The 22,247-nt window shown below is 71.5% G+C and carries 23 protein-coding genes; 9 read left to right on the top strand and 14 right to left on the bottom strand.

Features of this window, described 5'->3' with window-relative positions:
• The first annotated feature begins 10 nt into the window (after positions 1-10).
• Together sigJ and ACIQWX_RS31565 are read left to right on the top strand one after the other, a co-directional pair.
• Positions 11-904 carry an RNA polymerase sigma factor SigJ gene (sigJ, locus tag ACIQWX_RS31570; RefSeq protein WP_400878768.1) on the top strand — a complete coding sequence of 298 codons (894 nt, stop codon included), beginning with the start codon at positions 11-13 and terminating at the stop codon, positions 902-904.
• Positions 905-937: 33 nt separating this feature from the next.
• Positions 938-1,570, top strand: coding sequence for a TetR/AcrR family transcriptional regulator (locus ACIQWX_RS31565; RefSeq protein WP_400878765.1), 633 nt, complete (start codon positions 938-940; stop codon positions 1,568-1,570).
• Here the strand turns inward: ACIQWX_RS31565 and ACIQWX_RS31560 are convergent.
• Entirely contained in the window at positions 1,567-1,734 is a 168-nt protein-coding gene (locus ACIQWX_RS31560) for a hypothetical protein (RefSeq protein WP_400878762.1), read from the bottom strand. The genes ACIQWX_RS31565 and ACIQWX_RS31560 overlap by 4 nt on opposite strands.
• Positions 1,735-2,116: 382 nt before the next feature.
• On the opposite strand from ACIQWX_RS31560, the gene ACIQWX_RS31555 reads away from it, so the two are divergent.
• A complete protein-coding gene (locus ACIQWX_RS31555) occupies positions 2,117-2,929 on the top strand; it encodes a hypothetical protein (protein WP_400878760.1) in 813 nt (270 codons plus the stop codon).
• 3 nt (positions 2,930-2,932) lie between these two features.
• Here the strand turns inward: ACIQWX_RS31555 and ACIQWX_RS31550 are convergent, their stop codons facing one another.
• Complete coding sequence (locus tag ACIQWX_RS31550; protein WP_400878757.1) at positions 2,933-5,503, bottom strand: hypothetical protein; 2,571 nt, start codon at positions 5,501-5,503, stop codon at positions 2,933-2,935.
• Between the two features lie 331 nt (positions 5,504-5,834).
• Between ACIQWX_RS31550 and shbA the strand changes: the two genes are divergently transcribed.
• A complete protein-coding gene (gene shbA, locus ACIQWX_RS31545) occupies positions 5,835-6,464 on the top strand; it encodes an RNA polymerase sigma factor ShbA (protein WP_400879781.1) in 630 nt (209 codons plus the stop codon).
• A 3-nt stretch (positions 6,465-6,467) separates the two neighbouring features.
• Here the strand turns inward: shbA and ACIQWX_RS31540 are convergent, their stop codons facing one another.
• From ACIQWX_RS31540 to ACIQWX_RS31530, 3 genes are all read right to left on the bottom strand, one after another.
• Entirely contained in the window at positions 6,468-6,770 is a 303-nt protein-coding gene (locus ACIQWX_RS31540) for a cupin domain-containing protein (RefSeq protein WP_086673172.1), read from the bottom strand.
• A gap of 20 nt (positions 6,771-6,790) precedes the next feature.
• Complete coding sequence (locus tag ACIQWX_RS31535) at positions 6,791-7,291, bottom strand: sigma-70 family RNA polymerase sigma factor (RefSeq protein WP_400878753.1); 501 nt, start codon at positions 7,289-7,291, stop codon at positions 6,791-6,793.
• Positions 7,292-7,440: 149 nt separating this feature from the next.
• On the bottom strand, positions 7,441-8,067 hold the full coding sequence (locus tag ACIQWX_RS31530; protein WP_400878750.1) for a hypothetical protein: 627 nt from the start codon (positions 8,065-8,067) through the stop codon (positions 7,441-7,443).
• Positions 8,068-8,084: 17 nt separating this feature from the next.
• Between ACIQWX_RS31530 and ACIQWX_RS31525 the strand changes: the two genes are divergently transcribed.
• Complete coding sequence (locus tag ACIQWX_RS31525; RefSeq protein ID WP_400878748.1) at positions 8,085-8,855, top strand: IclR family transcriptional regulator C-terminal domain-containing protein; 771 nt, start codon at positions 8,085-8,087, stop codon at positions 8,853-8,855.
• Here the strand turns inward: ACIQWX_RS31525 and ACIQWX_RS31520 are convergent.
• From ACIQWX_RS31520 to ACIQWX_RS31500, 5 genes are all read right to left on the bottom strand, one after another.
• Complete coding sequence (locus tag ACIQWX_RS31520; protein WP_400878745.1) at positions 8,852-9,664, bottom strand: amidohydrolase family protein; 813 nt, start codon at positions 9,662-9,664, stop codon at positions 8,852-8,854. The genes ACIQWX_RS31525 and ACIQWX_RS31520 overlap by 4 nt on opposite strands.
• A complete protein-coding gene (locus tag ACIQWX_RS31515) occupies positions 9,664-10,464 on the bottom strand; it encodes an SDR family NAD(P)-dependent oxidoreductase (protein ID WP_400878743.1) in 801 nt (266 codons plus the stop codon). Before ACIQWX_RS31515 ends, ACIQWX_RS31520 begins: the two co-directional genes overlap by 1 nt.
• The gene (locus tag ACIQWX_RS31510) at positions 10,461-10,964 is read right to left on the bottom strand and encodes a carboxymuconolactone decarboxylase family protein (protein ID WP_400878740.1); all 504 of its coding nucleotides are present in this window, start codon (positions 10,962-10,964) and stop codon (positions 10,461-10,463) included. Before ACIQWX_RS31510 ends, ACIQWX_RS31515 begins: the two co-directional genes overlap by 4 nt.
• Before the next feature lie 13 nt (positions 10,965-10,977).
• Entirely contained in the window at positions 10,978-12,288 is a 1,311-nt protein-coding gene (locus ACIQWX_RS31505) for a cation:dicarboxylate symporter family transporter (RefSeq protein WP_400878737.1), read from the bottom strand.
• Between the two features lie 200 nt (positions 12,289-12,488).
• Entirely contained in the window at positions 12,489-12,854 is a 366-nt protein-coding gene (locus ACIQWX_RS31500; protein ID WP_364462582.1) for an RNA-binding S4 domain-containing protein, read from the bottom strand.
• A 209-nt stretch (positions 12,855-13,063) separates the two neighbouring features.
• On the opposite strand from ACIQWX_RS31500, the gene ACIQWX_RS31495 reads away from it, so the two are divergent.
• Positions 13,064-14,602 (top strand): GMC oxidoreductase, encoded by a 1,539-nt coding sequence (locus ACIQWX_RS31495; RefSeq protein WP_400878734.1) that lies wholly within the window; start codon positions 13,064-13,066, stop codon positions 14,600-14,602.
• Positions 14,603-14,654: 52 nt separating this feature from the next.
• On the opposite strand, the gene ACIQWX_RS31490 is transcribed toward ACIQWX_RS31495, so the two are convergent.
• Both ACIQWX_RS31490 and ACIQWX_RS31485 read right to left on the bottom strand, forming a co-directional pair.
• Positions 14,655-15,140 carry a carboxymuconolactone decarboxylase family protein gene (locus ACIQWX_RS31490; protein ID WP_400878731.1) on the bottom strand — a complete coding sequence of 162 codons (486 nt, stop codon included), beginning with the start codon at positions 15,138-15,140 and terminating at the stop codon, positions 14,655-14,657.
• Entirely contained in the window at positions 15,137-16,213 is a 1,077-nt protein-coding gene (locus tag ACIQWX_RS31485; protein ID WP_400879778.1) for a dihydrodipicolinate reductase, read from the bottom strand. Before ACIQWX_RS31485 ends, ACIQWX_RS31490 begins: the two co-directional genes overlap by 4 nt.
• A 131-nt stretch (positions 16,214-16,344) precedes the next feature.
• On the opposite strand from ACIQWX_RS31485, the gene ilvD reads away from it, so the two are divergent.
• Complete coding sequence (gene ilvD / locus ACIQWX_RS31480) at positions 16,345-18,036, top strand: dihydroxy-acid dehydratase (RefSeq protein ID WP_400878728.1); 1,692 nt, start codon at positions 16,345-16,347, stop codon at positions 18,034-18,036.
• Here ilvD and ACIQWX_RS31475 read toward each other — a convergent pair.
• Together ACIQWX_RS31475 and ACIQWX_RS31470 are read right to left on the bottom strand one after the other, a co-directional pair.
• Positions 18,026-19,387 carry a class I adenylate-forming enzyme family protein gene (locus tag ACIQWX_RS31475; protein WP_400878726.1) on the bottom strand — a complete coding sequence of 454 codons (1,362 nt, stop codon included), beginning with the start codon at positions 19,385-19,387 and terminating at the stop codon, positions 18,026-18,028. The two genes, ilvD and ACIQWX_RS31475, sit on opposite strands and share 11 nt — an antisense overlap.
• A gap of 14 nt (positions 19,388-19,401) precedes the next feature.
• Complete coding sequence (locus tag ACIQWX_RS31470; RefSeq protein ID WP_400878723.1) at positions 19,402-19,815, bottom strand: SsgA family sporulation/cell division regulator; 414 nt, start codon at positions 19,813-19,815, stop codon at positions 19,402-19,404.
• Between the two features lie 1,130 nt (positions 19,816-20,945).
• On the opposite strand from ACIQWX_RS31470, the gene sigK reads away from it, so the two are divergent.
• Complete coding sequence (gene sigK, locus ACIQWX_RS31465) at positions 20,946-21,542, top strand: ECF RNA polymerase sigma factor SigK (RefSeq protein ID WP_400878720.1); 597 nt, start codon at positions 20,946-20,948, stop codon at positions 21,540-21,542.
• Entirely contained in the window at positions 21,539-22,237 is a 699-nt protein-coding gene (locus ACIQWX_RS31460) for an anti-sigma factor domain-containing protein (RefSeq protein ID WP_400878718.1), read from the top strand. The genes sigK and ACIQWX_RS31460 overlap by 4 nt, the downstream gene beginning before the upstream one ends.
• The last annotated feature ends 10 nt before the right edge of the window (positions 22,238-22,247 follow it).

The raw sequence follows: 22,247 nt of genomic DNA, 5'->3' as shown, positions 1-22,247 counted from the left end.
TCGAGAAGGGGTGAGCGAGAACGACGTGCTGACCGAGCGGCCGCAGTTGCTCGGGATCGCCTACCGGTTGCTGGGTTCCTTGAGCGACGCCGAGGACGTCGTCCAGGAGGCGTACGGCCGGTGGTTCGCGCTGTCCGGGCGGCAGCGGGAGTCGATCGAAAAGCCGGGGGCGTGGCTGACGACGGTCGCGAGCCGGATCTGCCTGGACCTGCTGGGCTCGGCGCGGGTCCGGCGGGAGCGGTACACGGGCGAGTGGCTCCCGGAGCCGCTGCCGCCGGACTGCCTGGCGGACCCGGCCGAGGCGCTGGTGCTCGACGAGTCGGTCACGATGGCGTTCCTCGTCGTGTGCGAGTCGATGACCCCGGCGGAGCGGGTCGCGTTCGTGCTGCACGACGTGTTCGGCTACCCGTTCGCCGAGGTGGCGGCGGTACTGGGCCGGTCAGCGGCGGCGTGCCGCCAGCTGGCGACGTCGGCCCGGCGCCGCGTCCGGCCCGCGCCGGCTCCGGCGGTCCCGGGGGACGCCTCGGTCGTCCGGGCGTTCAAGGCGGCGTGGGAGGCGATGGACATCCCCGGGCTGATCGACCTGCTGGACCCGGCGGCCGTCGCGGTCGCCGACGGCGGCGGGCTCGCCACCACGGTGCCGCGGCCGGTCGAAGGCGGGGAAAACGTGGCGCGGTACACGGTCGGGATCACCCGGCGCGTGCCGGCCATGACGCTGGTCGAGCGGGTGGTGAACGGGCGGCCGGGGCTCGTGGCGGAGCGCGGCGGCGTCGTCGAGTCGGTGCTGGCGTTCGACGTCGCGGACGGGGTGATCCGGCGGATCTGGGCGGTGCGGAACCCGGAGAAGCTGCGCCCCTGGCAGCAGGTTGAAAAGGAAAAGCTGGTCAACTGCCCGATAGACTGAACCCGGCAGCCCCCGACGTGACGGACGGTGCAGGTGACTGAGGCGAAGGAGCGAACCCGGGACCGGATTTCGCGCCGTCAGGTGGACAAGTTCGCCGACCGCCGGGCCCAGCTGGCCGAGTCGGCGCTGCGGACCCTCGCCGAGCTCGGCTATGCGCGCACCAGCCTGCGGGAGATCGCGCAGAACTCGGAGTTCTCGCACGGCGTCCTGCACTACTACTTCGCCGACAAGGTCGACCTGCTGACCCACTGCGTGCGGCGGTTCGAGGAAGTGTGCGTCACCCGGTACGACGAACTCGTCGCCCGCGCGCGGACGGCGCAGGAGCTGGAACGGGACTTCGCGGCGGCGATGGCCGGCACGCTGCGCGCCGACGCGAAGATGCACCGGCTCTGGTACGACCTGCGCAACCAGAGCCTGTTCGAGGAGTCCTTCCGCGCCGACGTGCTCGAGATCGACCGGCGCCGCGAGGAGATGATCGACCACGTCGTCGCGCGCTACGCCGAGCTGGCGTCGGTGCCGGCCGGCGTGCCGCGGGCCGTCGCGTACGCGTTGTTCGACGGCCTGTTCCAGCAGGCCCTGCTCCGGCACCTGGCCGGCGCCGGGGACGCGGCGGCCGAGCTCGAACGGGCGGTCCCGGCCGTGCTGGCGCGCGTCGTGGCGGCTTAGGGGCCCAGCCGCTCGTGCAGGGTCCGCGGCGCCGGCACGACGAACGCGATCACCGTCGCCACCACCCCCACGAACAGGGACAGGTGCGCCGCGGCCGGCACGGCGCTGATCAGGAACAGCCGCAGCGACCCCGAGATCAGCAGGCGCCACATCTTCGGGTTCATGATCAACAAGTACCCCCGCCCGCCCGGAGCCACCCCTCGATCACCCGCCGGGGTGGCGCGCGGGAGTTCGACGCTTTCGACACCCGGGCGCTTCGACGGGCGCGGGGTTTATCCGCGCGAAAACGGTGCGGCCCGCCAAGAATGCGGCGGATAACGATCCGTTTGCCGCCGCTTGATCGACTGGACATATGCGTCGGCGCTGACGAATATTGATCCCCGTGCGGGAAGGGCGAGGGAGGAACGGGTGGACCTCAGTGCGGCGGACGTGGTCGGTGAGCTGAAAGTTCTGCGCAAAGGGCGGGGAATTTTCACCACACCCCTCGCGGATCGCGTCGGACCCGCTTTGCGCGCCGCATGCGGCATTTTGGAAGATGACGACTCGGTGGAGGTGCGGCGTAAACTCACCGACCGATTGCGGCCGCTCGTCGAGTCGTTGCCGGAGGACCTGAAGATCGCCCTGCGGGCGGCGTTCGCGCTGGACGAGCGGGCGCGAAAGCCGTTCTACCAGGAACGGGTGCATTGGGCGGCGGTCACGCTCGACCGCGACGACCGGACGGTCCGGCGCCGGATCGACGAAGGAATCGAGCAGGTCGCGGCAATGGCGGTCGCGGGTGGCGGACCGGATCCGCGGCCGCGCTATCCGAGCCGCAGTTGGCACACCGAAGAACTGCGCGTGACACTCGCACTCGACCAGCCGGTGGCCGAGGCGTTCGAATTCCGCCGGGTCGTCGCCGACGCCGACGAAATCGCCGAGCTGGACCTGGCGCTCACGCTCACCTCGGCCGCCGAATCCGGCGATTCGGTGCGCGAGTCCGATCTCGACGTCGACGTGTTCCACGGCGGCGCGCTCGCCGGCCGCGCGATGGAGTCGAGTGACCGGATCGGGCTGGCGCTGAGGTTGCCGGAGCCGCTGCGGCGCGGCGAGCGGCACGACATCGGGCTGCGGTTCCGGGCGAACATGCGCCAGCCCCACTACATCTGCGTGCCGCGGCACCCGTGCGACCTGTTCGACCTGCACGTCCGCTTCGGCGAGCGCGTGCCGGACCGGGTCGTGCTGCTGGAGAAGGCGTTCCAGAACGACACGCGGTCACCGCGTGGTGAGGTGCTCAAGCCCGACGACGTGGGCGAGGTGCACGTCCGGTTCCGGCACCTGGCGCCGGGCTTCGCGTACGGGATCCGCTGGCAGTGCGGGTGAGGCTCAGGGCCGCACCAGCCGCACGACCTGCTGGGCGACCCGCGCTTGGGCGGCCAGTCCGGGCCCGGCGTCCCGGGCGGCGGCGTCGACCAGTCTGATGGCCCGATCGAGCGGGCCCCGACTGCTGAGGGCGAGCGCGACCCCGAGGTCGAGCCGGGTTTCGACGGTGTCCGGGTGCGTCCGTCCGAGCAGGCGCAGCTGCGGGCCGGCGATGCCGCAGAGCAGGTCGGCCTGGCGGTCGAACTCGCGCAGCCGGGCGTGCGCGAGCCCGGCGGCGTACCGGAGCCGGAGGTGCAGGGGGTGGTCGTCGCCGAGAACCCGCCGGACGACGGGCCCGGCCCGGGTCAGGGCGGCCAGCGCGTGCCGGGGTTCGCGTGCCCGGGCGGCGTGCACCGAGGCGGTCAGGGTGAGGGGACTTTCGATGCCGAATCGCTGCGCGTAGGCCTTTTCGAGATCGGCGGGATCGTGGTCGACGAGGGCGGCTTCGGCGCGGATGACGTCGGCGTCGGGACTGTCCAGCGTCGCGGCGACGTCTTGTGCCTGCTGTGCGTGGCCGGCTTGGAGGAGGTTGCGGGCGTATTCGAGGGTGGGTTCGCCGGGTTCGAGGAGTGCGATGGCTTCCTCGGGGCGGCCGCGCAGCCGCCGGGCTTTTGCGGCGTGGAGCCGGTCCTCGGCGGTGACGGGGCGGTGGGCGAGCCAGAAGAGGCGGTCGGCTTCGGCGTAGTCGCCCCGGCTGTCGAGGGCCTGGGCGAGGACGCGGGCGGCGGGCTGGTGGCCGGCGGCTCGACGGGCGTGGTCGAGGGCCTCGGGGACCAGTCCGCAGGCGAGTTCGACCCGGGCGGCGGCGGTGAAGTCGGCGGGGGTCGCTTCGCCGGTGGCGAGGATGGTGGCGTGGATTTCGCCGGCGGTGGCGGGGTCGCCGAGGGCTTCGAAGGTGGCCGCGACGGGTCGAAGGAGGGCGAGGCGGTGGGCGGGGCTGTGGTCGGCGAGGGTGCGGGCGTGCTGGATGAGGTACGAGTGGGTGATGGTGGGCACGCCCGCCAACTCGTGAGCTGACTCGCGGGGCGCCCTGCGGGCCGGCTCGTGGGCAAGCTCGGTGCCCGACCCGTGGGCCGGCTCGCCGGTCGCCCCGTGGGCCAAGTCGCTGGGCAGCCCGTGCGCCAACTTGGTGGCTGGCTCGCCGGTCGGCCCGTGGGCCGACTCGCTGGGCAGCCCGTGCGCCAACTTGGTGGCTGGGTCGCCGGTCGGCCCGTGGGCCGGCTCGCTGGGCAGTCCGTGCGCCGACTTGGTGGCTGGGTCGCCGGTCGGCCCGTGGGCCGACTCGCTGGGCAGCCCGTGCGCCAGCCTGCTGGCTGGCTCGCCGGTCGGCCCGTGGGCCGGCTCGCTGGGCAGTCCGTGCGCCGACTTGGTGGCTGGCTCGCCGGTCGGCCGGTGGGCCAAATCGCCGGGCAACCCGTCCGCCAGCCCATCGGCCACCCCACCCGCCAACCCGTTCAACACCGCCGCAACCGCCCCATCGGCAGCCGGCTCCCCGAACACACCGCGAGCCACCTCCACCGCCAACCCCTGAAGCCGCAAGCCGCCATCCGCCCGCGCCGCGAACCCCAGCGACACCAGTTCCTCCACCGCGGCCTCGACCTCCCCGCCGACCGCACTGACCACCACCTCGACCGGAATCGGCGAAGGCGCCAGCACCGACCCCAACCGCAGCACCTCGCGCGCCGGCCGTTCCATCCGCAACAGCACCTCGCGGATCGCGTCCGGCGCGGTGTCCGGCACCGAGTCCCCACGCGAACGCAGAACCGCCGCCGCCCGGAGGGTCATCGGGTGGCCGAAGCAGCGGGCGACGAACTCCGGTGACGGCACCAACCGGAGCCCCTCGGCGACCGTCAAGCCCGGCACCTCCACCGTCGCCCCGTCCCAGTGGGCCGCTCGGCTCGTCAGCAGTGTCCGGACCGCCCCCGACGGCACCAGCACCCGCGCCAGCTCACCCGGGGGCACCCCCGCCGGGACGTCGTCGACCAGCACCAGCACCCGCGAGCCCGCCGCGTCCATGCGGGCCGCGAGCCGCGCGCGCAACCGGTCGAACCCACCCATGGCCGTGCCCGCGGCCGCCGCCAGCGCGAGGTGGAACTGCGGAAGGAACTCGTCCGGGTCGAGGTGGCCGAACGGCCCCGTCCGCAGCACCCGGCCGCCGAACTCGCCGGCCAGACCCGCGTACTGCTCGGCCAACGCCGTCTTGCCCGCGCCCGGCAGGCCGTGGACCAGCACCGACCCCCGCGCGACCAGTGCACTGTGGACGGTCCACAGCAGCGAAGACCCGGGAACGGCGGCCCGGCGCACCCGCCGGACCAGGTCCGGCAGCGGTTCCCCCGGAACCAGCGCCAGGACGCGGTCGGAAAGCACCGAATGGTCGGCGAGCACCACGCGAGACCCCGCCAGCTCCGGCGCGATCTTGTCGAAATCGTCGAAAGGCGAACTCCGGAAAACACGCAGCCCGTCGGCGCGCAGGGCTTTTTCCACGTCGGCGGAAGCCGCGGGACACAGGAAGACGTCGAACCGGTCGGCGGTCAATGGGTGATCATGGCTTCGGTTCCCGGGAAGGCGGATTCGGTCACGCGCCAAGGATCGGAACGGCCCGCGGATTCGCTACGGACGGCAGGATCTGTCCACTGATTGACCTGTCCGGCGGGCATGACCGCCCGGTAAGCCCGGTGGGCCGTTTCTCATTAACGGACAATATCTGGACAAGAACCACCCTGGTGCAACGTTGCTGGTCAGCGCCTCGATTACTCCGGTTGTCGGACCGGGAACCGGCGGATGCGGCAGAGGACCAGTGTGGTCCATTGTGGACGAACGGGGACCCGGTCCGGTGGACGATGCGAGGAGGGAACCCGTGGACACCATGATGGCGGAGACGGCGGTCGACGGCTACGTCGTGCTCGAGGAGCTGCCGCGCCCGGACGGGAAGCTGACGAAGGAGCAGCTCGACCCGGTCGTGGCGGCGGCGCGCGCCGGTGACGCGGACGCCGTCCAGGCCCTGCTGCGCCTGATCAAGCCGACGGTCGTGCGCTACTGCCGCGCCCGGATCGGCGGGCGCGACCTGTCCTACCTGTCGGCCGACGACGTCGCGCAGGAGGTCTGCCTGGCCGTGCTGAAGGTGCTGCCCGGCTACCAGGACCGCGGCGGCTCGTTCCTCTACCTGGTGCGCGCCATCGCCGCGAACAAGGTCGCCGACGCCTTCCGCTCGGTGGCGCGCGACCGGTCGAAGCCCGTGCCGGAGCTGCCGGACCGGCCGCTGGGCGGCAACGAGCCGGAGAGCCACGTGCTCGACCTCGACCTCGGCGCCCGGCTGGGCCGGCTGATGGCGACGCTGCCGCCGCTGCACCAGGAGATCCTGACCCTGCGCATCGTCGTCGGCCTGTCGGCGAACGAGACGGCGGACGCGCTCGGCATCTCGGCCGGCAACGTCCGCATCACGCAGTACCGCGCCCTGACGAAGCTGCGCGGCATGATCCCCGAGGGCGGGCTCTGAGCGTCACTCCAGCCATTCGGTGATGAAGTGGTCGCTTTCGTGGATGTGCACGGCCTCGTAGACGCCGGGGCCGAGCACGGCGAACTTGTGCGGCGTGCCGGCCGGGACGACCAGCACGTCCCCGGCGCCGCCGTCGCGTTCGGTGTCGCCGACGGTGAACCGCGCCCGCCCCCGGATGATCACGAACGTCTCGGTGTAGGGGTGCTTGTGCAGGCGCGGCCCGGACCCGACGACGTCGCTGCTTTCGCGGATGACGGAGATCCCGGACCCGACATCGCGGCCTTCGAAGTTCTCGCTGTCGCTCACCCGGCCAGGGTAGCGCCGGATCAGCCCCCGACGACCTTCCGCAGCTGGCTGAGCGCCCGGTGCTGGGCGACGCGGACCGCGCCCGGCGTCGACCCCACGACCTCCGCCGTCTCTTCGGCCGACAGCCCCACCGCGACCCGCAGCACCACGATCTCGCGCTGCTTCTCCGGCAGCACCTGCAGCAGCTTCGCCATCCGCTCGCCCAGTTCGCGGCGCAGGGCGTGGTGCACCGGGTCCAGCGAAGCGTCGACCTCGTCGGGCAGCTCCGCCACCGGCTCGTCCCACTGCCGCGCCGCCGCCTTGCGGGCCGCCGCGACCTTGTGGCGGGCGATGCCGCACACGAAGTTCGGGAACGGCCGGTCCGGCGGCCGCGTGGTCAGCGCCTTGAACACGGCGACGCACACGTCCTGCGCGACGTCGTCGGCCTCGGGTCCCGCGCCCAGCCGGGCCCGGCAGTAGCGCACCACCAGCGGCCGGGCCGCGGCCAGCAGGCGGTCCGGAGCTTCTTCCACGGTTGTCATGGGTTCCCCTCCACGTCCGGCCGGGGACTACCCGTTTTCGCCCGAATCGGACCCGAACCGGGCAAAGTCCCCGTCATCCCGGGTGAACACCGCCCGCGACGGCGGTTCCGATGGTCATCGGGCGAGATGACCATCGACCACCGGGGTCCTCAGTCCCGCGCGACCGTGTTGTGGAACGCGAACACCCGCCGCTCGCGCCGCGTCACCGCGGCCATCACCGCCGCGCGCGCTCGCGTGCTCGTCGCCTCGCGGTACTCCGCCGTCTCGAACAGCCCGACGTCCGAGATCTCGTGGAACGCCAGCAGCGCCGGGCCGTCCCCTTCGGACAGCCGGTAGCGGCGGGTGCGGTACCAGCCCGGCAATCGATGCAGCAACGGCACGTGCTCGTCGCGGTACCACGCGTCCAGCGCCGGTTCGTCGTCCGTGGACAGCGCCACGCACACGACGACCGGCGCCGCGGGCCCGGCGGGTCCGGCGGAGTCGATCTGCTCGTAGACCCGCCGGTCCAGCGTCGCCAGCCGGCGGACGACGTCCTGCTCGCGCGGGCTCCGGCGCCGCACCGACGAGTAGGCCGGACTGCGCAGCGCGTCGGTGTCCAGCTCGTACCAGGCCAGCCACGTCGGCGCGGCGCCGTCGAGCGCCCGGTAGCGGTGGCCGGTGCGGATGCCGGGCACGCGCAGGCGGGCCGGGGCGTGCTCGTGGTCGTACCAGTCGTGGAACTCCGCCTCCGGCACGTCGCCCGGCTCGGCGAACACGAACAGCAGTCCTTCGGTCATCGGGTAGTGTCCCCGGGGTGTCGCGCGAAGATCCGGACGTCATCGATTCGGTCGAGAAGGCGCTGCGGCTGCTGCAGAGCTTCTCCGGCGAGGCACCGGCGATGAGCGTCAGCGAAGCGGCCGCGGCCACCGGCCTGACCCGCGCGACCGCGCGCCGCCTGCTGCTGACCTTCGAACGGCTCGGGTTCGCCGAGACCGACGGCCGCCGCTTCCAGCTCACCGCCCGCGTCCTGCGGCTCGGCTACGGCTACCTCGCCGCGCTGCCGTTCTGGGAACACGCCCAGTCCCACATGCGCGCGCTGTCGGACGAGGTCCGCGAGTCCAGCTCGCTCGCCACGCTCGACGGCGGCGAGATCGTCTACGTCGCCCGCGTGCCGGCGTCGCGGATGATGACCATCACCTTCAACGTCGGGTCGCGGCTGCCCGCCTACCCGACGTCGATGGGCCGCGTGCTGCTCGCCGCCCTGCCGCCGGCCGAGCTGCAGTCCTATTTGGACCGCACGGACCTGGTGCGGCTCACGGCGAACACCATCACCGGCCGCGCGAAGCTCGAGGCCGAGCTGGCCCGCGTCGCCGAGCAGGGGTACGCGCTGGTCGACGGCGAGCGCGAGGAGGGCGTCCGGTCCGCCGCCGCGCCGGTCCGCAACGCGAGCGGCGGGGTGATCGCCGCGCTCAACGTCTCCGCCAACGCCGCCCGCGTCTCCGTCGAAAAGCTGCGCGACGAGTTCGTGCCCCGGCTGCTCGAGACGGCCGACGCGATCACCAAGGACATCGCGGGCCTGCACTAGGACCCGAACCCGAAGCAGCGGGCGGGGTTCTCGACCAGCAGCCGGCGCCGGTCTCCGTCCGAAAAGGACTCCAGTACGTCCACCAGGTCGGCGTCGTCGGGATCGAACCCGTGGGTGTTCGGGTGCGGGGAATCGGTGCCCCACAGCACACGCTCGGGTGCGTGCGCGATCAGCAGGCGCATGAGCTCGACGGAGTCGGCCAGCGACGGCGGCGCGGTCGCGAGCCGGTCCGCGCCGCTCAGCTTGACCCACACGTCCCCGGTGTCGAGCAGGCGCCGCAACGCCGTCACCGCGGCGCTGCCGAGGCCTTCGCGGAGGTCGACGCGAGCCATGTGGTCGACCACGACGGTCAAGCCGAGCCCGCACACCCTTTCCCCGTGTTCGGCGATGCCGTTGCCGGCCACGTGCAGCGCGATGTGCCAGCCGTACGGCACGATCTTGCCGACGATCGCTTCGATCGTCCCGGCCGAGGGCGCCGGGCCCAGGTGCGGCAGGAAGTGCAGCCGCGCGCCGCGCACGCCGGCCTCGTGCAGCCGGGCGATCTCGGCGTCGGGCGTCTCCGGCGTCACGAGCGCGACGCCGCGGTAGTCGCCGGAGGCGAGGGCGTCCAGCAACGCCGAGTGGTCCGTGCCGTGGCACGCCGACTGGACGAGCACCGCACGCTCGAACCCGAAGCGCCGGTGCAGCCGCTGGAGGTCCTCCTTCGGCGCCTCCGGCGGCGTGAACGTCCTGTCGGGAGCGTAGGGGAAGACGTCGGTGGGGCCGAAGATGTGGCAGTGCGCGTCGCAGCTGCCCGCGGGAAGGACCATCAGTCGCACCTCGCCGTCATGCCGCCGTCGACGACGATCTCGGTTCCCGTGACGAACCGGGCTTCGTCGGAAGCCAGGAACAGCGCGGCGTACGCGGTGTCCCGGCCGTCACCCATGAATCCCAGCGGAATCCGGGCCTGGCGCTTCTCGAGCAGTGTGCCGATGTCGCCGCCTTCGCGCTGGTTCGCCAGCCGCGCCTCGACCATCGGCGTGTGCAGCTGCCCGGGGACGACGGTGTTCGCGCGGATCCCGTCGGGCGCGTGCTGCACCGCGAGCACCCGCGACAGCTGGATGACACCGGCCTTCGCCGACGCGTACCCGACCTGCGCGGAGCCGGTCCACCGGAGCCCGGACGTCGACGCGGTGTTCACGATGGACCCGCCACCCTGCTCCCGCATCACCGGGACGACGTGCCGGCAAGTCAGGTAGACGCTGGTGAGGTTGTAGTCCAGCTGCGCCGCCCAGTCCTGTTCGGACAGTTCCGCCGGGCCGCCGGGGCGCGAGCCGCCCACGTTGTTCACCAGGACGTCCACGCTCCCGAACGCGTCCCAGCAGGCCGCGACCGCTTTGGCGACTGACGCGCTGTCCGTGACGTCGCACGTGTGCGGGTGGACGGTCCCACTGTCCGAAGTGATCAGCGAGACGGTCTCGGTCAGCGCGTCCGGGTTCAGGTCCACAGCGAACACTTTCGCACCTTCGCGCGCGAACAGCACCGCGGCCGCGCGGCCGTTGCCCCAGCCGGGGCCGACGCTGCCGGCACCGGTGATCAGCGCGACCTTCCCGGCCAGCCGCCCGGTCATTCGCGCCCCACCTCCAAGGCCACGAGAAACCGCGAAACCATGTTGTACGCGGCGACCGTGACACTCAGCTCGACGACCTGCTGCTCGTCGAAGTGTGCGGCCAGCGCGTCGAACACCGGCTGCTCGACGGCGATCTTCTCGGTCATCGCGTCGGTGTAGGCGAGCGCGGCGCGCTGCCGTCCGTCCAAAGCGGACGGATCGCCGCCGCGCAGGGCGGCGAGCTGCTCGTCGGTCATGCCGGCCTCCCGGGCGACCGGCTCGTGCGCCGTCCACTCGTAGGCGGCGCCGTTGAGTTCGGCGACGCGCAGGACGGCGAGCTCGCGGACGTCCGCGGGCAGGGTCGAGGCCCCGCGGACCGCGCCGAGCAGGCTGTTCCAGCCGTCGGCGAGGGCCGGGCTGTGCAGCAGCATCCCGTCGAGCGGGGTGAGCCGCCCGCCGCGCCGCCGCCGGATGCGGTCGGCGACGCCGCCGCCTTCGGTCACGTAGCCGAGCCTGGCCAAGGTGTCTCCCTTCTCAGACCGCGACGGAGGTCGCGGGTTCGGTGGCGGGCGTTTCGCCGTCGAGGACCGCGCGGGCCCTGGTGAGGTCGAGCACGCCTTCCCAGCGGCTCACGACGATGCTGCCGAGCAGCTGCCCGCACAGGCTGACGAGGCCGCGCATGGTGGACAGGAACCGGTCGACGCCGAGCACGAGCATGATGCCCGCGACCGGGACGACGCCGGTGGTGGAGAGCGTCGCGGCGAGGATGACGAACCCGGCGCCCGCCACCCCGGCGCTGCCCTTCGACGTGATCATGAAGACCGCGAGCAGCCCGATCTGCTGCCACAGCGAGAGGTTCACGTCGAAGGCCTGTGCGATGTAGAGGGACGCGAAGCCGAGGTAGAGGCAGACGCCGTCGCCGTTGAACGCGTACCCCGACGGCACGACCAGCCCGACGATCCTCTTCGGACAGCCCAGGTTCTCGAGCTTCTTCATCAGCTGCGGCATCACGACCTCGTAGTTCGCGGTGCCGAGCGTGATCAGCAGCTCGTCCTTGAAGTACCGGTACAGCTTGAGGACGCGGATGCCGCACAGCCGCGCGACCGCACCGAACACCAGCAGGCAGAACAGGATCCCGGTGGCCCAGAACAGGAGCACGACCCCGCCGAGGCTGGCCAGCGTGGCCGCGCCGAACTTGCCGGTGGTGTAGGCCATCGCGGCGAACGCGCCGACCGGGGCCAGGTACATCACCAGCCGCACGACGCCGAACGTGGCCTCGCCGACGCGCTCGATCCCGCGCAGCAGCGGCGCGCCGCGTTCGCCGAGCGCCTTGACCGCGATCGCGAACAGGATCGACACCAGCAGCACCTGCAGGACGTTGCCCTCGGTGAACGCGCTGACCACGGTCTTCGGGACGATGTTGACCAGGAAGTCGTACCAGTGCTGGTTTTCCCCGGTCTGGACGTACTGCTGCGCGCTGCCGGACAGCTTGAGCGACGCCGGGTCGGCGTGGATGCCGGCGCCGGGGCGCAGCAGGTCCATCACGACCAGCCCGATGAGCAGCGCGATCGTGGTCAGCACCTCGAAGTAGACGAGGGCCTTGACGCCGACTCTCCCGACGCTGGCCAGCTCGCCCGCCGACGCGATGCCGGTGACGATCGTGCAGAACACGACCGGCGCGATCAGCATCTGGATCAGCGCGATGAACCCGGTGCCGACCGGCTGCAAGGCCGCTCCGACGCCGGGCGCGGCGAAGCCGAGGGCCGCCCCGAGCACGATCGCGACCAGCACGGTGACGTAGAGCTTGGTGGTGAAGGCACTGCGCAGGACCGATCGCGTCGACATCGTCGTCTCCGTCTGTTCGTCTGGCGTACACTTGCGCGACTGACGAACACATCCTGAGTCAAGACGGCCGCGAGGTCAACCCCTCGAATTGCCTGCGGTGCGTTGTGTTGCGAATGACTCAATTTCCCGCGCCGCGTGTAGTGAATGACTCATTCCTGTCGCCAGGCGACAGGAATGAGTCATTCACTACACGGTGAGGCTCAGAACTCCTGCTGCCGGAACGCGTCGAGCACGCGTCGCTCCCTTTTGGTCGGACGGCCCGCGCCGCGGTCGCGCCGGGCGACCGGGATCGCGGTCTCCGGCGGCGGCTTCGGCGTCCGGTCCACGTAGCACGTCACCGCGTCCGGCGCACCGACGCGCTTCTGGATCACCCGTACCACGTCGAGGATTCTGGTCGTGCCGCCGATGCGCAGGCGGACCTCGTCACCCGGCACGACGGTCGTCGCGGGCTTGGCCGGCTTGTCGTTGACGCGCACGTGCCCGCCCCGGCACGCCGCCGCGGCGTCCGGACGGGTCTTCGTCAGCCGGACCGCCCAGAGCCAGCGGTCCACTCGGGTCGACTCCACAGTCGTCCATCATGGCCCATTCAGCGGAATCCTCGCACAACCCGGGGAGGTTACTCGCGGGTATATGTCGACTTGTCTGCACCACTGAGTTATAACCTGTTCTAATATACCTCAACGGTGAGGACTATCACATGCGTGACGAATCCGTATGGAGAACAGCTTCTGGGCAAGTTTCCCGACGTCTCTTCATCGCTGGAACTGGTTCTATCTTGGCGGCCGCGGCTGTGGGGAGTCAGGCGGCCGCCGCCACCATCGCCGACGCCGCGCGCGTGCCCGCGCTGGTGATCGGCTCGGGCTACGGCGGCTCGGTCGCCGCCCTGCGCCTGGCCCAGGCCGGCATCGACGTCCAGCTCGTCGAAATGGGCATGGCCTGGGACACGCCCGGCTCGGACGGCAAGATCTTCGCGAACACGACCACCCCGGACCAGCGCTCCTTCTGGTTGCGCACCAGGACGAAGCAGCCGCTGTCCAACTTCCTCGGGTTCCCCATCGACAAGGACATCCCGAAGTACACCGGCATCCTCGACGCCGAAGAGTTCAGCGGCATCACCGTGTACCAGGGCCGCGGCCTCGGCGGCGGCTCGCTCGTCAACGGCGGCATGGCCGTCACGCCGAAGCGGGAGAACTTCGGCGCGATCCTGCCGACGGTCAATGCCGACGAGATGTACAACACCTACTACCCGCGCGCGAACGCCGGCCTCGGCGTCGGCCTCGTCGACCCCACGTGGTTCGACTCCGCCGAGTGCTACCAGTACGCGCGCGTCGGCCGGAAGCAGGCGCAGCGGTCCGGGTTCCCGTTCGTCTTCGTCCCGGACGTCTACGACTGGAACTACATGCAGCAGGAGCAAGCGAACACCGTGCCGCGGTCGGCGCTGGCCGGGGAAATCCTGTACGGCAACAACTACGGCAAGAAGTCGCTGCAGAAGACGTACCTGCCGCAGATCAAGGCGACGGGCCGCGTCACCATCTCGCCGCTGCACCGGGTGACGACGGTGACGCCCGCGGCCGGCGGCGGCTACTCGGTGACGCTGGAGCAGCTGAACACCTCGGGCGCGGTGATCGCGACCAAGGGCGTCACCGCGGACAAGGTGTTCTTCGCCGCGGGCAGCGTCGGCACGAGCAAGCTGCTGGTGAAGCTCAAGGCCACCGGCGCGCTGCCCGGCCTCAACGGCGAGGTCGGGAAGGGCTGGGGCGACAACGGGAACGTGATGTGCGGGCGCGCCAACCACCTCTGGGACCCGACCGGCAGCCTCCAGTCGTCGATTCCCTGCGGCGGCATCGACAACTGGAACGCGGGCGGCGCGTTCGCCGAAGTCGCGCCGCTGCCGACCGGCATCGAGACGTGGGCGTCGTTCTACCTGTCCATCACGAAGAACCCGAACCGGGCCCAGTTCTCGTGGAACCCGGCGACGCAGAGCGTGGACCTCAACTGGCAGACGGCGTGGAAGCAGCCGTCGATCGACATGGCGAAGTCCATCTTCGACAAGATCAACTCGAAGGAGGGGACGATCTACCGGACGGATCTGTTCGGCGTGTACAAGATCTGGGGCGACCACCTGACCTACCACCCGCTCGGCGGCGCGGTGCTCGGCAAGGCGACCGACAACTACGGCAGGCTGGCAGGCTACCCGGGCCTGTACGCGATCGACGGCTCCCTGATCCCGGGCAACACGAGCGTGAACCCGTTCGTGACGATCACGGCACTGGCCGAGCGCAACATCGAGAAGATCATCGCCACCGACTTCTAGCCCGGTGCAAGCGGTCGTGAGTGAGAAACAGGGTTAGAACACTGTTTCTCACTCACGACCGGTGGGACGGCAGGACGCAGACGGTGTCGAGGCCGAGGACGTGGTTCAACCGTCCGAACGCGAGCCACGAGCCCAGGCTCATCGACAGCTCGACGATCTCCTTCTGGCTGTACTGAGAAGACATCCGCTTCCAGAACTCGTCGTCCAGGTTGTGGTGGTCGGTCGCGTACCGCTCGGCGTACTCCGCCGCGAGCCGCGTCCGCTCGTCGAAGAGGTCGGTCGTGCGCCATTCGGTGACCGCGTCCGCGAACTCCGGCTCGACCTTCACGCCGTCGCGCTCGGTGCGCCAGTCCAGGCAGAAGACGCACCCGTTGATCTGCGCGATCCGCAGGCGCGCGGCCTCGAACTCCCGCAGCCCCAACGTGGTGTGCGAGTACACCGCCAGCGAGAACTGCGACGCGGCGATCCCGATCCCGGGCACCATCTCGCCCCACACGTACCCGATCGGGTCCTTGCCTTCGGGGATGTCGATGTTCACGAGCGCCTCCTTCCGAGCTTGCCGGCTGCCGGGCGCAGCGGGACGTCGAGTGCGTCGTAGAGACCGGGTTCCGCCTCGGCCAGCCAGTCGATCGCGCCGACGAGCCGTCCGACGGCGGTGGCGTTCCCGCCCGCGGACCGGTTTTCGCCTTCGTCGGAAGCCTCGACGCTGACCTCGATGCGCGGCCGGCCTTCGATGATCACGCGGTGGGCGCCGTCGCCGCTGGGCGGCGTCGGCCAGTCCGGCGCGCACGACGGGTGGATGCGCGTGACGTGCTCGATGACGATCCGCGGCTCGCCGCCGACGATGCCCTGCACCTCGAACCGCACCGCGCCCTGCGTGCCCTTCTCGAAGTCGCCCATCGTCCGCGTGGACACGGTTTCCTCGAGGGGACGCCGATGCAGCGTCTCGCGCAGCTCGTCCACCTCGACGCCGAGACCGCGCGCGATCAGCCGGACCTGCCCGCCCCACACCATCGACGGCACGCCGGTCATCAGCATCGGCGGGTCGTAGTCCATCGGCTGGCCCATGCCGACCAGGTACCGGACGGAGTCGGGCTGCTCGTAGGTCGAGTAGTCGAAGATCTCCTGGCAGCGGATGACGTCGACGTCCGTGCCGAGCCCGCTGATCAGCAGCGGCAGCACGTCGTTGCCCCAGCCGGGGTCGACGCCGGAGACGAACAGCGAGCCGCCGCCGTCCGCGATGGCCTTCAGGATCGGATCGCGCAACTCCGGGGGCGCGTTGCGCTGGTCGTAGAGCGGGTAGAGCGCCGGGGTCACGACGACCGCGCCCGTCCCGACCGCGCGGACGATGTCGGCGAGCGCGTCGTCGAACCGGACGTCGCCGGAAGCGGCGTAGACGACGGCTCGCGGGTTCGCCGCCAGTACGGCGTCGACGTCGTCCGTCGCGGCGACGCCGAGGTCCTCGACGCCCGCGAGGGCGCCCGCGTCCTTGCCGACCTTCGCCGGATCGTGGACGAGCACCGCGGTCAGCTCCAGCGCCGGATGGGCGTCGACGGCCCGGATTGCCGCACGGCCGACGTTGCCCGTGCCCCACACCACTGTGCTGATCAAAGACGCGGCGATCATTTCGCCGAGTTTTCGCCGGTTCGCCCGGGTCCGGGAAGCTCGCCGTTCCGGCCAGCGGACCGCGCCGAGCCGAGTAGGCTGCAGTGCGTCCGAACGTCGTATCGGAGGGCCCCGCGATGACGATCGATCCGAAACCCCGCAGCCGCACGGTCACCGACGGGATCGAGGCCGCGCCCGCCCGCGGCATGCTCCGCGCCGTCGGGATGGGCGACGGCGACTGGCGCAAGCCGATCATCGGCGTCGCCAGTTCGTGGAACGAGATCACGCCGTGCAACCTGTCGCTGGACCGGCTGGCGCAGGCGTCGAAGGAAGGCGTGCACGCCGCCGGCGGGTACCCGCTGCAGTTCGGCACGATCTCGGTGTCCGACGGCATCTCCATGGGCCACGACGGCATGCACTTCTCGCTGGTGTCCCGCGAGGTCATCGCCGACTCCGTCGAGACGGTCATGCAGGCCGAGCGGCTCGACGGCTCGGTACTGCTGGCCGGCTGCGACAAGTCCCTGCCCGGCATGCTGATGGCGGCGGCCCGGCTCGACCTCGCGTCGGTGTTCCTCTACGCGGGCACGATCGCCCCCGGGTGGGTGAAGCTGACCGACGGCACCGAGAAGGACGTCACGCTGATCGACGCCTTCGAGGCCGTCGGCGCGTGCCGGGCGGGCCGGCTCGGCACCGCGGACCTCGACCGCATCGAACGCGCCATTTGCCCTGGTGAAGGCGCCTGCGGCGGCATGTACACGGCGAACACGATGGCGTCGGCGGCCGAGGCGATGGGGATGAGCATGCCCGGCTCGGCCGCGCCGCCGTCCGCGGACCGCCGCCGCGACCACTACGCGCACCTTTCGGGGGAAGCCGTCGTCGGGCTGCTCGAAAAGGGCATCACCGCGCGGGACATCCTCACGCGCGAGGCGTTCGAGAACGCGATCACCGTGATCATGGCCCTCGGTGGTTCGACGAACGCCGTGCTGCACCTGCTGGCCATCGCGCACGAGGCGAAGGTCGAGCTGACGCTGGACGACTTCAACCGCGTCGGCGACCGCGTGCCGCACCTGGGCGACCTGAAGCCGTTCGGCAAGTACGTCATGAACGACATCGACCGCCACGGCGGCATCCCCGTGCTGATGAAGGCGCTGCTGGACGAGGGCTTGATTCACGGCGACGCGCTGACCGTCACCGGCCGGACCGTCGCGGCGAACCTCGCCGAGCTGGACCCCGACCCGATCGACGGCGAAGTCCTGCGCCGCCTGGACAACCCGCTGCACCCGACCGGCGGCATCACCATCCTGCGCGGCTCGCTCGCGCCCGAAGGCGCCGTCGTGAAGTCCGCGGGCTTCGACACGGCCAACTTCGAGGGCCCGGCGCGCGTGTTCGAGCGCGAGCAGGAGGCGATGGCGGCGTTGAACGAAGGCCGGATTTCCGCAGGTGACGTCGTGGTCATCCGGTACGAAGGGCCCAAGGGCGGGCCGGGCATGCGCGAGATGCTCGCGATCACCGCGGCGATCAAGGGCGCCGGGCTCGGCCGCGACGTCCTGCTGCTGACCGACGGCCGGTTCTCCGGCGGCACGACGGGACTGTGCATCGGCCACGTCGCGCCCGAGGCGGTCGACGGCGGCCCGATCGCGTTCGTCCGCGACGGCGACCGCATCGCCGTCGACATCAAGGGCCGCAGCATGGACCTGCTGGTCGACGCCGCCGAGCTGGCGCGGCGCCGCGAAGGCTGGGAGCCGTTGCCGAACAAGTTCCCGGAAGGGGTGCTCGGCAAGTACGCGAAGCTGGTCCGGTCGTCGTCCTACGGCGCCGTCACGAGCTGAGGGCGCGCTTGTCGACCTTGCCGACCGCGGTGAGGGGGAGCGCGTCGGCGAAGTCGATGTTCGCCGGGACGTAGTGGTCTTGGCCGAAGATGGCTTCGGCGTGCGCTTTCAGGTCGGCTTCGGTCACTTCGCCCGTGGCGACGACGACGGCGTGCAGCAGGTCGCCGTCGCCGTCGCCGTCGCCGTCGTCGCCCGGCCGGCCGAAGACGGCCGCGCTCCTGACCGCCGGGTGCGTCTCCAGCGCGTGTTCGACGACGGTCGTGGGGACCTTCGTGCCGTGCTCGCCGACCACGACGACGTCGTCCGCGCGGCCGAGCAGGAACAGGTAGCCGTCGTCGTCGAAGCGGCCGAGGTCGCCGGTGCGCAGCCAGCCGGCGCCGACGTCCGGGCCGCCGAGGTAACCGTCCATCATGGACAGTCCGCGGACCACGACCTCGCCGTCCTCGATGCGCGCTTCCATCCCGGGAACGATCCGGCCGACCGAGCCGAGCAGCTCGGGGCGCGGGATCAGTTCGGCGGCGGAGATGCTCGCGATCATCGGCGCTTCGGTGAGGCCGTAGCCCTGGCCGACGACCGGGCCGAAGACGTCGAGGGCCTGCGCGAGCCGGTGCGGCGGCAGTGGCGCGGCGCCGAGGGAGAGGGACCGGACGCTGCTGAGGTCGGTGCTGTTTCGTCTCGGGTGGTCGAGGAGCGCCGCCAGCCGGGGCGGCGTCAGGGAGAGGGTGTCGATGCGGTGCTCTTCGATGGCTCGGAGCACCGCGCCGGCGTCGAAACCGTCGTGGATGACGAGGGTGTCGCGCCGGAGCAGCGTGCCGAGGACGGTGGCGTTCCCGGTCATGTGCGTCATCGGGGCGACGAGCAGGGTGCGGCCCGGGCCGTCCGGGTTCGGCGTGAAGATGTGGGCCATGCCGTCGTAGATGCCGCTGTGGCGGATGAGCTTGGGGGTGCCGGTGGTGCCGCCGGTGGGGAAGAGGAGGTGCACGGTGTCCGGCGGGTCGAGCGGTTCGGGTTCGCCGTCGACGTCGGTTCTCGTGTCGGCGCCGGGCCAGTCGCGGGGCCGGTCGGTGACGACGGTGAAGCCCTTCGCGGCGGCGAGCCGGTCCTGGGTCGGCGCGGAGGCCGGGACCATGAGCACGGTCGCGCCGCGCAGGAGGGCGGCGAGCTGGACGAGGACGGTTTCGGGGCGGTTCCGCAGGTCCACGGCGACGTTCTTGGCGTTGCCGAGGCCGCCGTGCAGCCGGCGGAGGCGGTCTCGGGCCTGGTGGTAGGTGGTGACGCCGTCGTGGACGAAGAGGGGGCGGTCACCGCCGTCCTCGAGGGCGGCGAGGACCTTCGTCAGGAAGAAGCTCACCGCGTGGACGGTACTCAGTCCTGGTAGGAGAGCTTCTCGAGTTCCTGGTCGAAGTCGAACCAGTCGCTCTCGCTCCCGGCGGGCACGACGTCGTAGGTCCGGTCCAGGAAGGCGGCGACCTCCTTGGCGGGCGCTTCGAGCACGGCGGCGCCGTCGGGGGAGGTCAGCTCCACGACGATCAGGGAGGGATCCCCGGCCGGCCCGACGCGGACGTCCCCGTCGCCGCAGCGGCCGAGCAGGCCGTCGGCGAGCAGGTCGCGCCCGAAGAGCCACCGGACGGCGTTCGCGCCGGCGTGCAGCACCACGGCGACCGCGTAGGGGTCACGGGTGTCGTACTCCAGCTCGGCGGGCACCGGCCGCGGCCCGGCGCCGAAGGTGCGCAGGGCGAAGTCGATGCTGGCGCTGGTCACGTTGTGCGGGTCGGCCATCGGGACTGCCTTTGCTACTCGTCGGTTAACTTCGTCTTGTTCCAGGGATAACCCATGGTGAGTTCAACGCCCAGCGTTCCGAAAAACTTTCACACTCTGGGGTGATCAAGAAGTGTCCGACGTCACCGCCGGCGTGGCCTTACGGGCAGTTTTTTCACTCTGGGTGAGCAGTCGATTTGGAGTGGTTGCATAGGTGCAGTCGTTCCACCTTCGACGTCGTTACTTCCACGCGGCCGGTGCGCGACTGGAGTCGCTACCTAAGTGAAGTGACTCAATCTTTTGAGCGAGTGAGCGGTTGAAGTCGCTCCGACTTTTGAGCCGCTGCGCATCCGGAGCGCGTGCAGGTTGTCTCGCGGCGGCTCCGGAGCCGCTGGAGCGAGCGCGCGAGCGGCGCCAAGTGCCGCCGGGCCGCGCCAAGTCCCTACGGGCCTCGCCGGACCCCGCCGAGTCCCGCGAAGCTCACCGAGCGCCGCCAAGTGCCGCCGAGCGCCGCGGGCCGCGCCAAGTCCCTGCGGGCCTCGCCGGACCCCGCCGAGTCCCGCGAAGCTCACCGAGCGCCGCCGAGTCCCGCGAGGTTCACCGAGCGCTGCCGGGCCCCGCGAAATTCACCGAGCACTGCCGAGACCCCGCGAGGCTCGCCGAGCGCTGCCGAGACCGCGTGAGGCTCGCCGAGCGCCGCGAAGCCCCACCGGACCCCGCCAAGCCTGCCGGAGAGTGTCCGTCCACCGGCGCCCCCGCGGAGCAGCTGGACCGGGCCCACCAAGCCCCGCCAAGCTCGCGAGCGCCGCCTCAAGCCCGCCAAGCGTCGCCGAGGTTGCCGTCCACCGGCGCCACCCCCTGGGGAGCCGCTGAACCGAGCGTGCGCGAGTGCCGCCAAGCTCCGTCGAGTCCCGCCGCGCCGCCGACGTCGCCGTCCACCGGCGCCCCCGGGAGCGACCGAACGCACACAGACATCGCCGAGCCCCACCGAACCGACCTCGACACCAGACTTTCGGAGCCACCCCATCCCCGGATGGGTCCCGGCCCCCGAGTTGCACCGTCCGGGTGGGAACCCCCACCCCGCACCAGTCCGCACCGCCTCCCGGCCGCGAACCCCTCGCACAACCAGGGTGAGGCGGAGGGTGCCGGGCATGGGTGAGCGAGGGCGGCTGCGGCTGCAACCGGACGAGGCTCCGGTGCCCGCGGCGAGCGCCGAAGAACTCCTGAGACGGGTCGCGGCGGGGGACGAAACCGCCTTCGCAGCCCTCTACGACGTCATCGCCGGGCCGGTTCTGGGACTCGTGACGCGCGTGCTGCGCAACCACGCCCAGGCCGAGGAAGTGGCGCAGGAGGTGCTCGTGGAGGTGTGGCGCAAAGCCGCGCGGTTCGTTCCGGACCGGGGGAGCGCCCTGTCGTGGGTGCTGACCATCGCCCACCGGCGGGCCGTCGATCGCGTGCGCTCGCACCAGGCCGTGCTCGACCGTGAGGAAAAAGCCGGCCGGATGGACGTGCGGCGGCCCTTCGACGACGTCACCGAGTCCACTTTGGCCACGCTCGACCAGCAGCGCGTCCGGCAGTGCCTGGCGCAGCTGACCGATCTCCAGCGCGAGTCCATCGTGCTGGCGTACTACAACGGCTACACCTATCCCGAGGTCGCCGAGGTGCTGAAGGTGGCGCCCGGGACCGTCAAAACCCGCATTCGGGACGGCCTGATCCGGCTGCGTGACTGCTTGGGGGTGGATCGATGACCGCCGAGCTGCACACGCTGACCGGGGCCTACGCGCTGGACGCACTGTCCGATGTGGAGCGTGCCGGGTTCGAACGGCACCTCGGCGAGTGCCCGGCGTGCCGCCAGGAAGTGGCCGAGCTGCGCGCGACGGGTGCCCGTCTCGGCGCGGCCGACCCGCTGACGCCGCCGCCCGAGCTGCGGCTGCTGGTGCTCGCCGACGTGGCCCGCACCCGGCAGCTGCCGCCGCGGATCCCGGCCCAGCGGGACGGCGAACCGAAGCGGGGCGGCGAACCGAAGCGCGGCAAAGTCTTCCGGCTGCGCGTCGCGCTGGCCGGGGCCGCCGCGGCGGCCCTCGTCGCGGTCGGGGTCGGCGTCGTCACCTCGACGCCGCCGGCACCCGTCGACTCCGTGCTGTCCGCGCCCGACGCCTCCGCGATCCAGGGCACCGGCGAGGGGCACGCGACGCTGGTCGTCTCGCGCAGCCGCAACCAGGCCGTGCTGCTCGCCTCGGACCTGCCCGCGCTCGACGCCGGCCACGTCTACCAGGTGTGGCTGATCCGTGCCGGCGAGGCGCACTCGGCCGGGCTCCTGCAACCGCGGATGCTCATGTCCGACATCCCGCCCGGCACCGACCGGATCGGCATCACCGTCGAACCCGCGGGCGGGTCGGCGGGCCCGACGACCCCGGCGGTCACCCGGATTTCCCTTGCCTAGTCCCCTGACA

This window comes from Amycolatopsis sp. NPDC098790, from assembly GCF_044759945.1.
In the GTDB taxonomy this organism is placed as follows: domain Bacteria; phylum Actinomycetota; class Actinomycetes; order Mycobacteriales; family Pseudonocardiaceae; genus Amycolatopsis.
This window is presented reverse-complemented; position numbering and strand designations above follow the sequence as displayed.

Excerpts from the sequence above, each read along its gene's own strand:
- ACIQWX_RS31535 (WP_400878753.1), bottom strand. The coding sequence starts at position 7,291 with ATGACAACCGTGGAAGAAGCTCCGGACCGCCTGCTGGCCGCGGCCCGG.
- ACIQWX_RS31505 (WP_400878737.1), bottom strand. The coding sequence starts at position 12,288 with ATGTCGACGCGATCGGTCCTGCGCAGTGCCTTCACCACCAAGCTCTAC.
- ACIQWX_RS31520 (WP_400878745.1), bottom strand. The coding sequence starts at position 9,664 with ATGGTCCTTCCCGCGGGCAGCTGCGACGCGCACTGCCACATCTTCGGC.
- ACIQWX_RS31515 (WP_400878743.1), bottom strand. The coding sequence starts at position 10,464 with ATGACCGGGCGGCTGGCCGGGAAGGTCGCGCTGATCACCGGTGCCGGC.
- ACIQWX_RS31470 (WP_400878723.1), bottom strand. The coding sequence starts at position 19,815 with ATGGCCGACCCGCACAACGTGACCAGCGCCAGCATCGACTTCGCCCTG.
- ACIQWX_RS31460 (WP_400878718.1), top strand. The coding sequence starts at position 21,539 with ATGACCGCCGAGCTGCACACGCTGACCGGGGCCTACGCGCTGGACGCA.
- ilvD (WP_400878728.1), top strand. The coding sequence starts at position 16,345 with ATGACGATCGATCCGAAACCCCGCAGCCGCACGGTCACCGACGGGATC.
- ACIQWX_RS31530 (WP_400878750.1), bottom strand. The coding sequence starts at position 8,067 with ATGACCGAAGGACTGCTGTTCGTGTTCGCCGAGCCGGGCGACGTGCCG.
- sigK (WP_400878720.1), top strand. The coding sequence starts at position 20,946 with ATGGGTGAGCGAGGGCGGCTGCGGCTGCAACCGGACGAGGCTCCGGTG.
- shbA (WP_400879781.1), top strand. The coding sequence starts at position 5,835 with ATGATGGCGGAGACGGCGGTCGACGGCTACGTCGTGCTCGAGGAGCTG.
- ACIQWX_RS31560 (WP_400878762.1), bottom strand. The coding sequence starts at position 1,734 with ATGAACCCGAAGATGTGGCGCCTGCTGATCTCGGGGTCGCTGCGGCTG.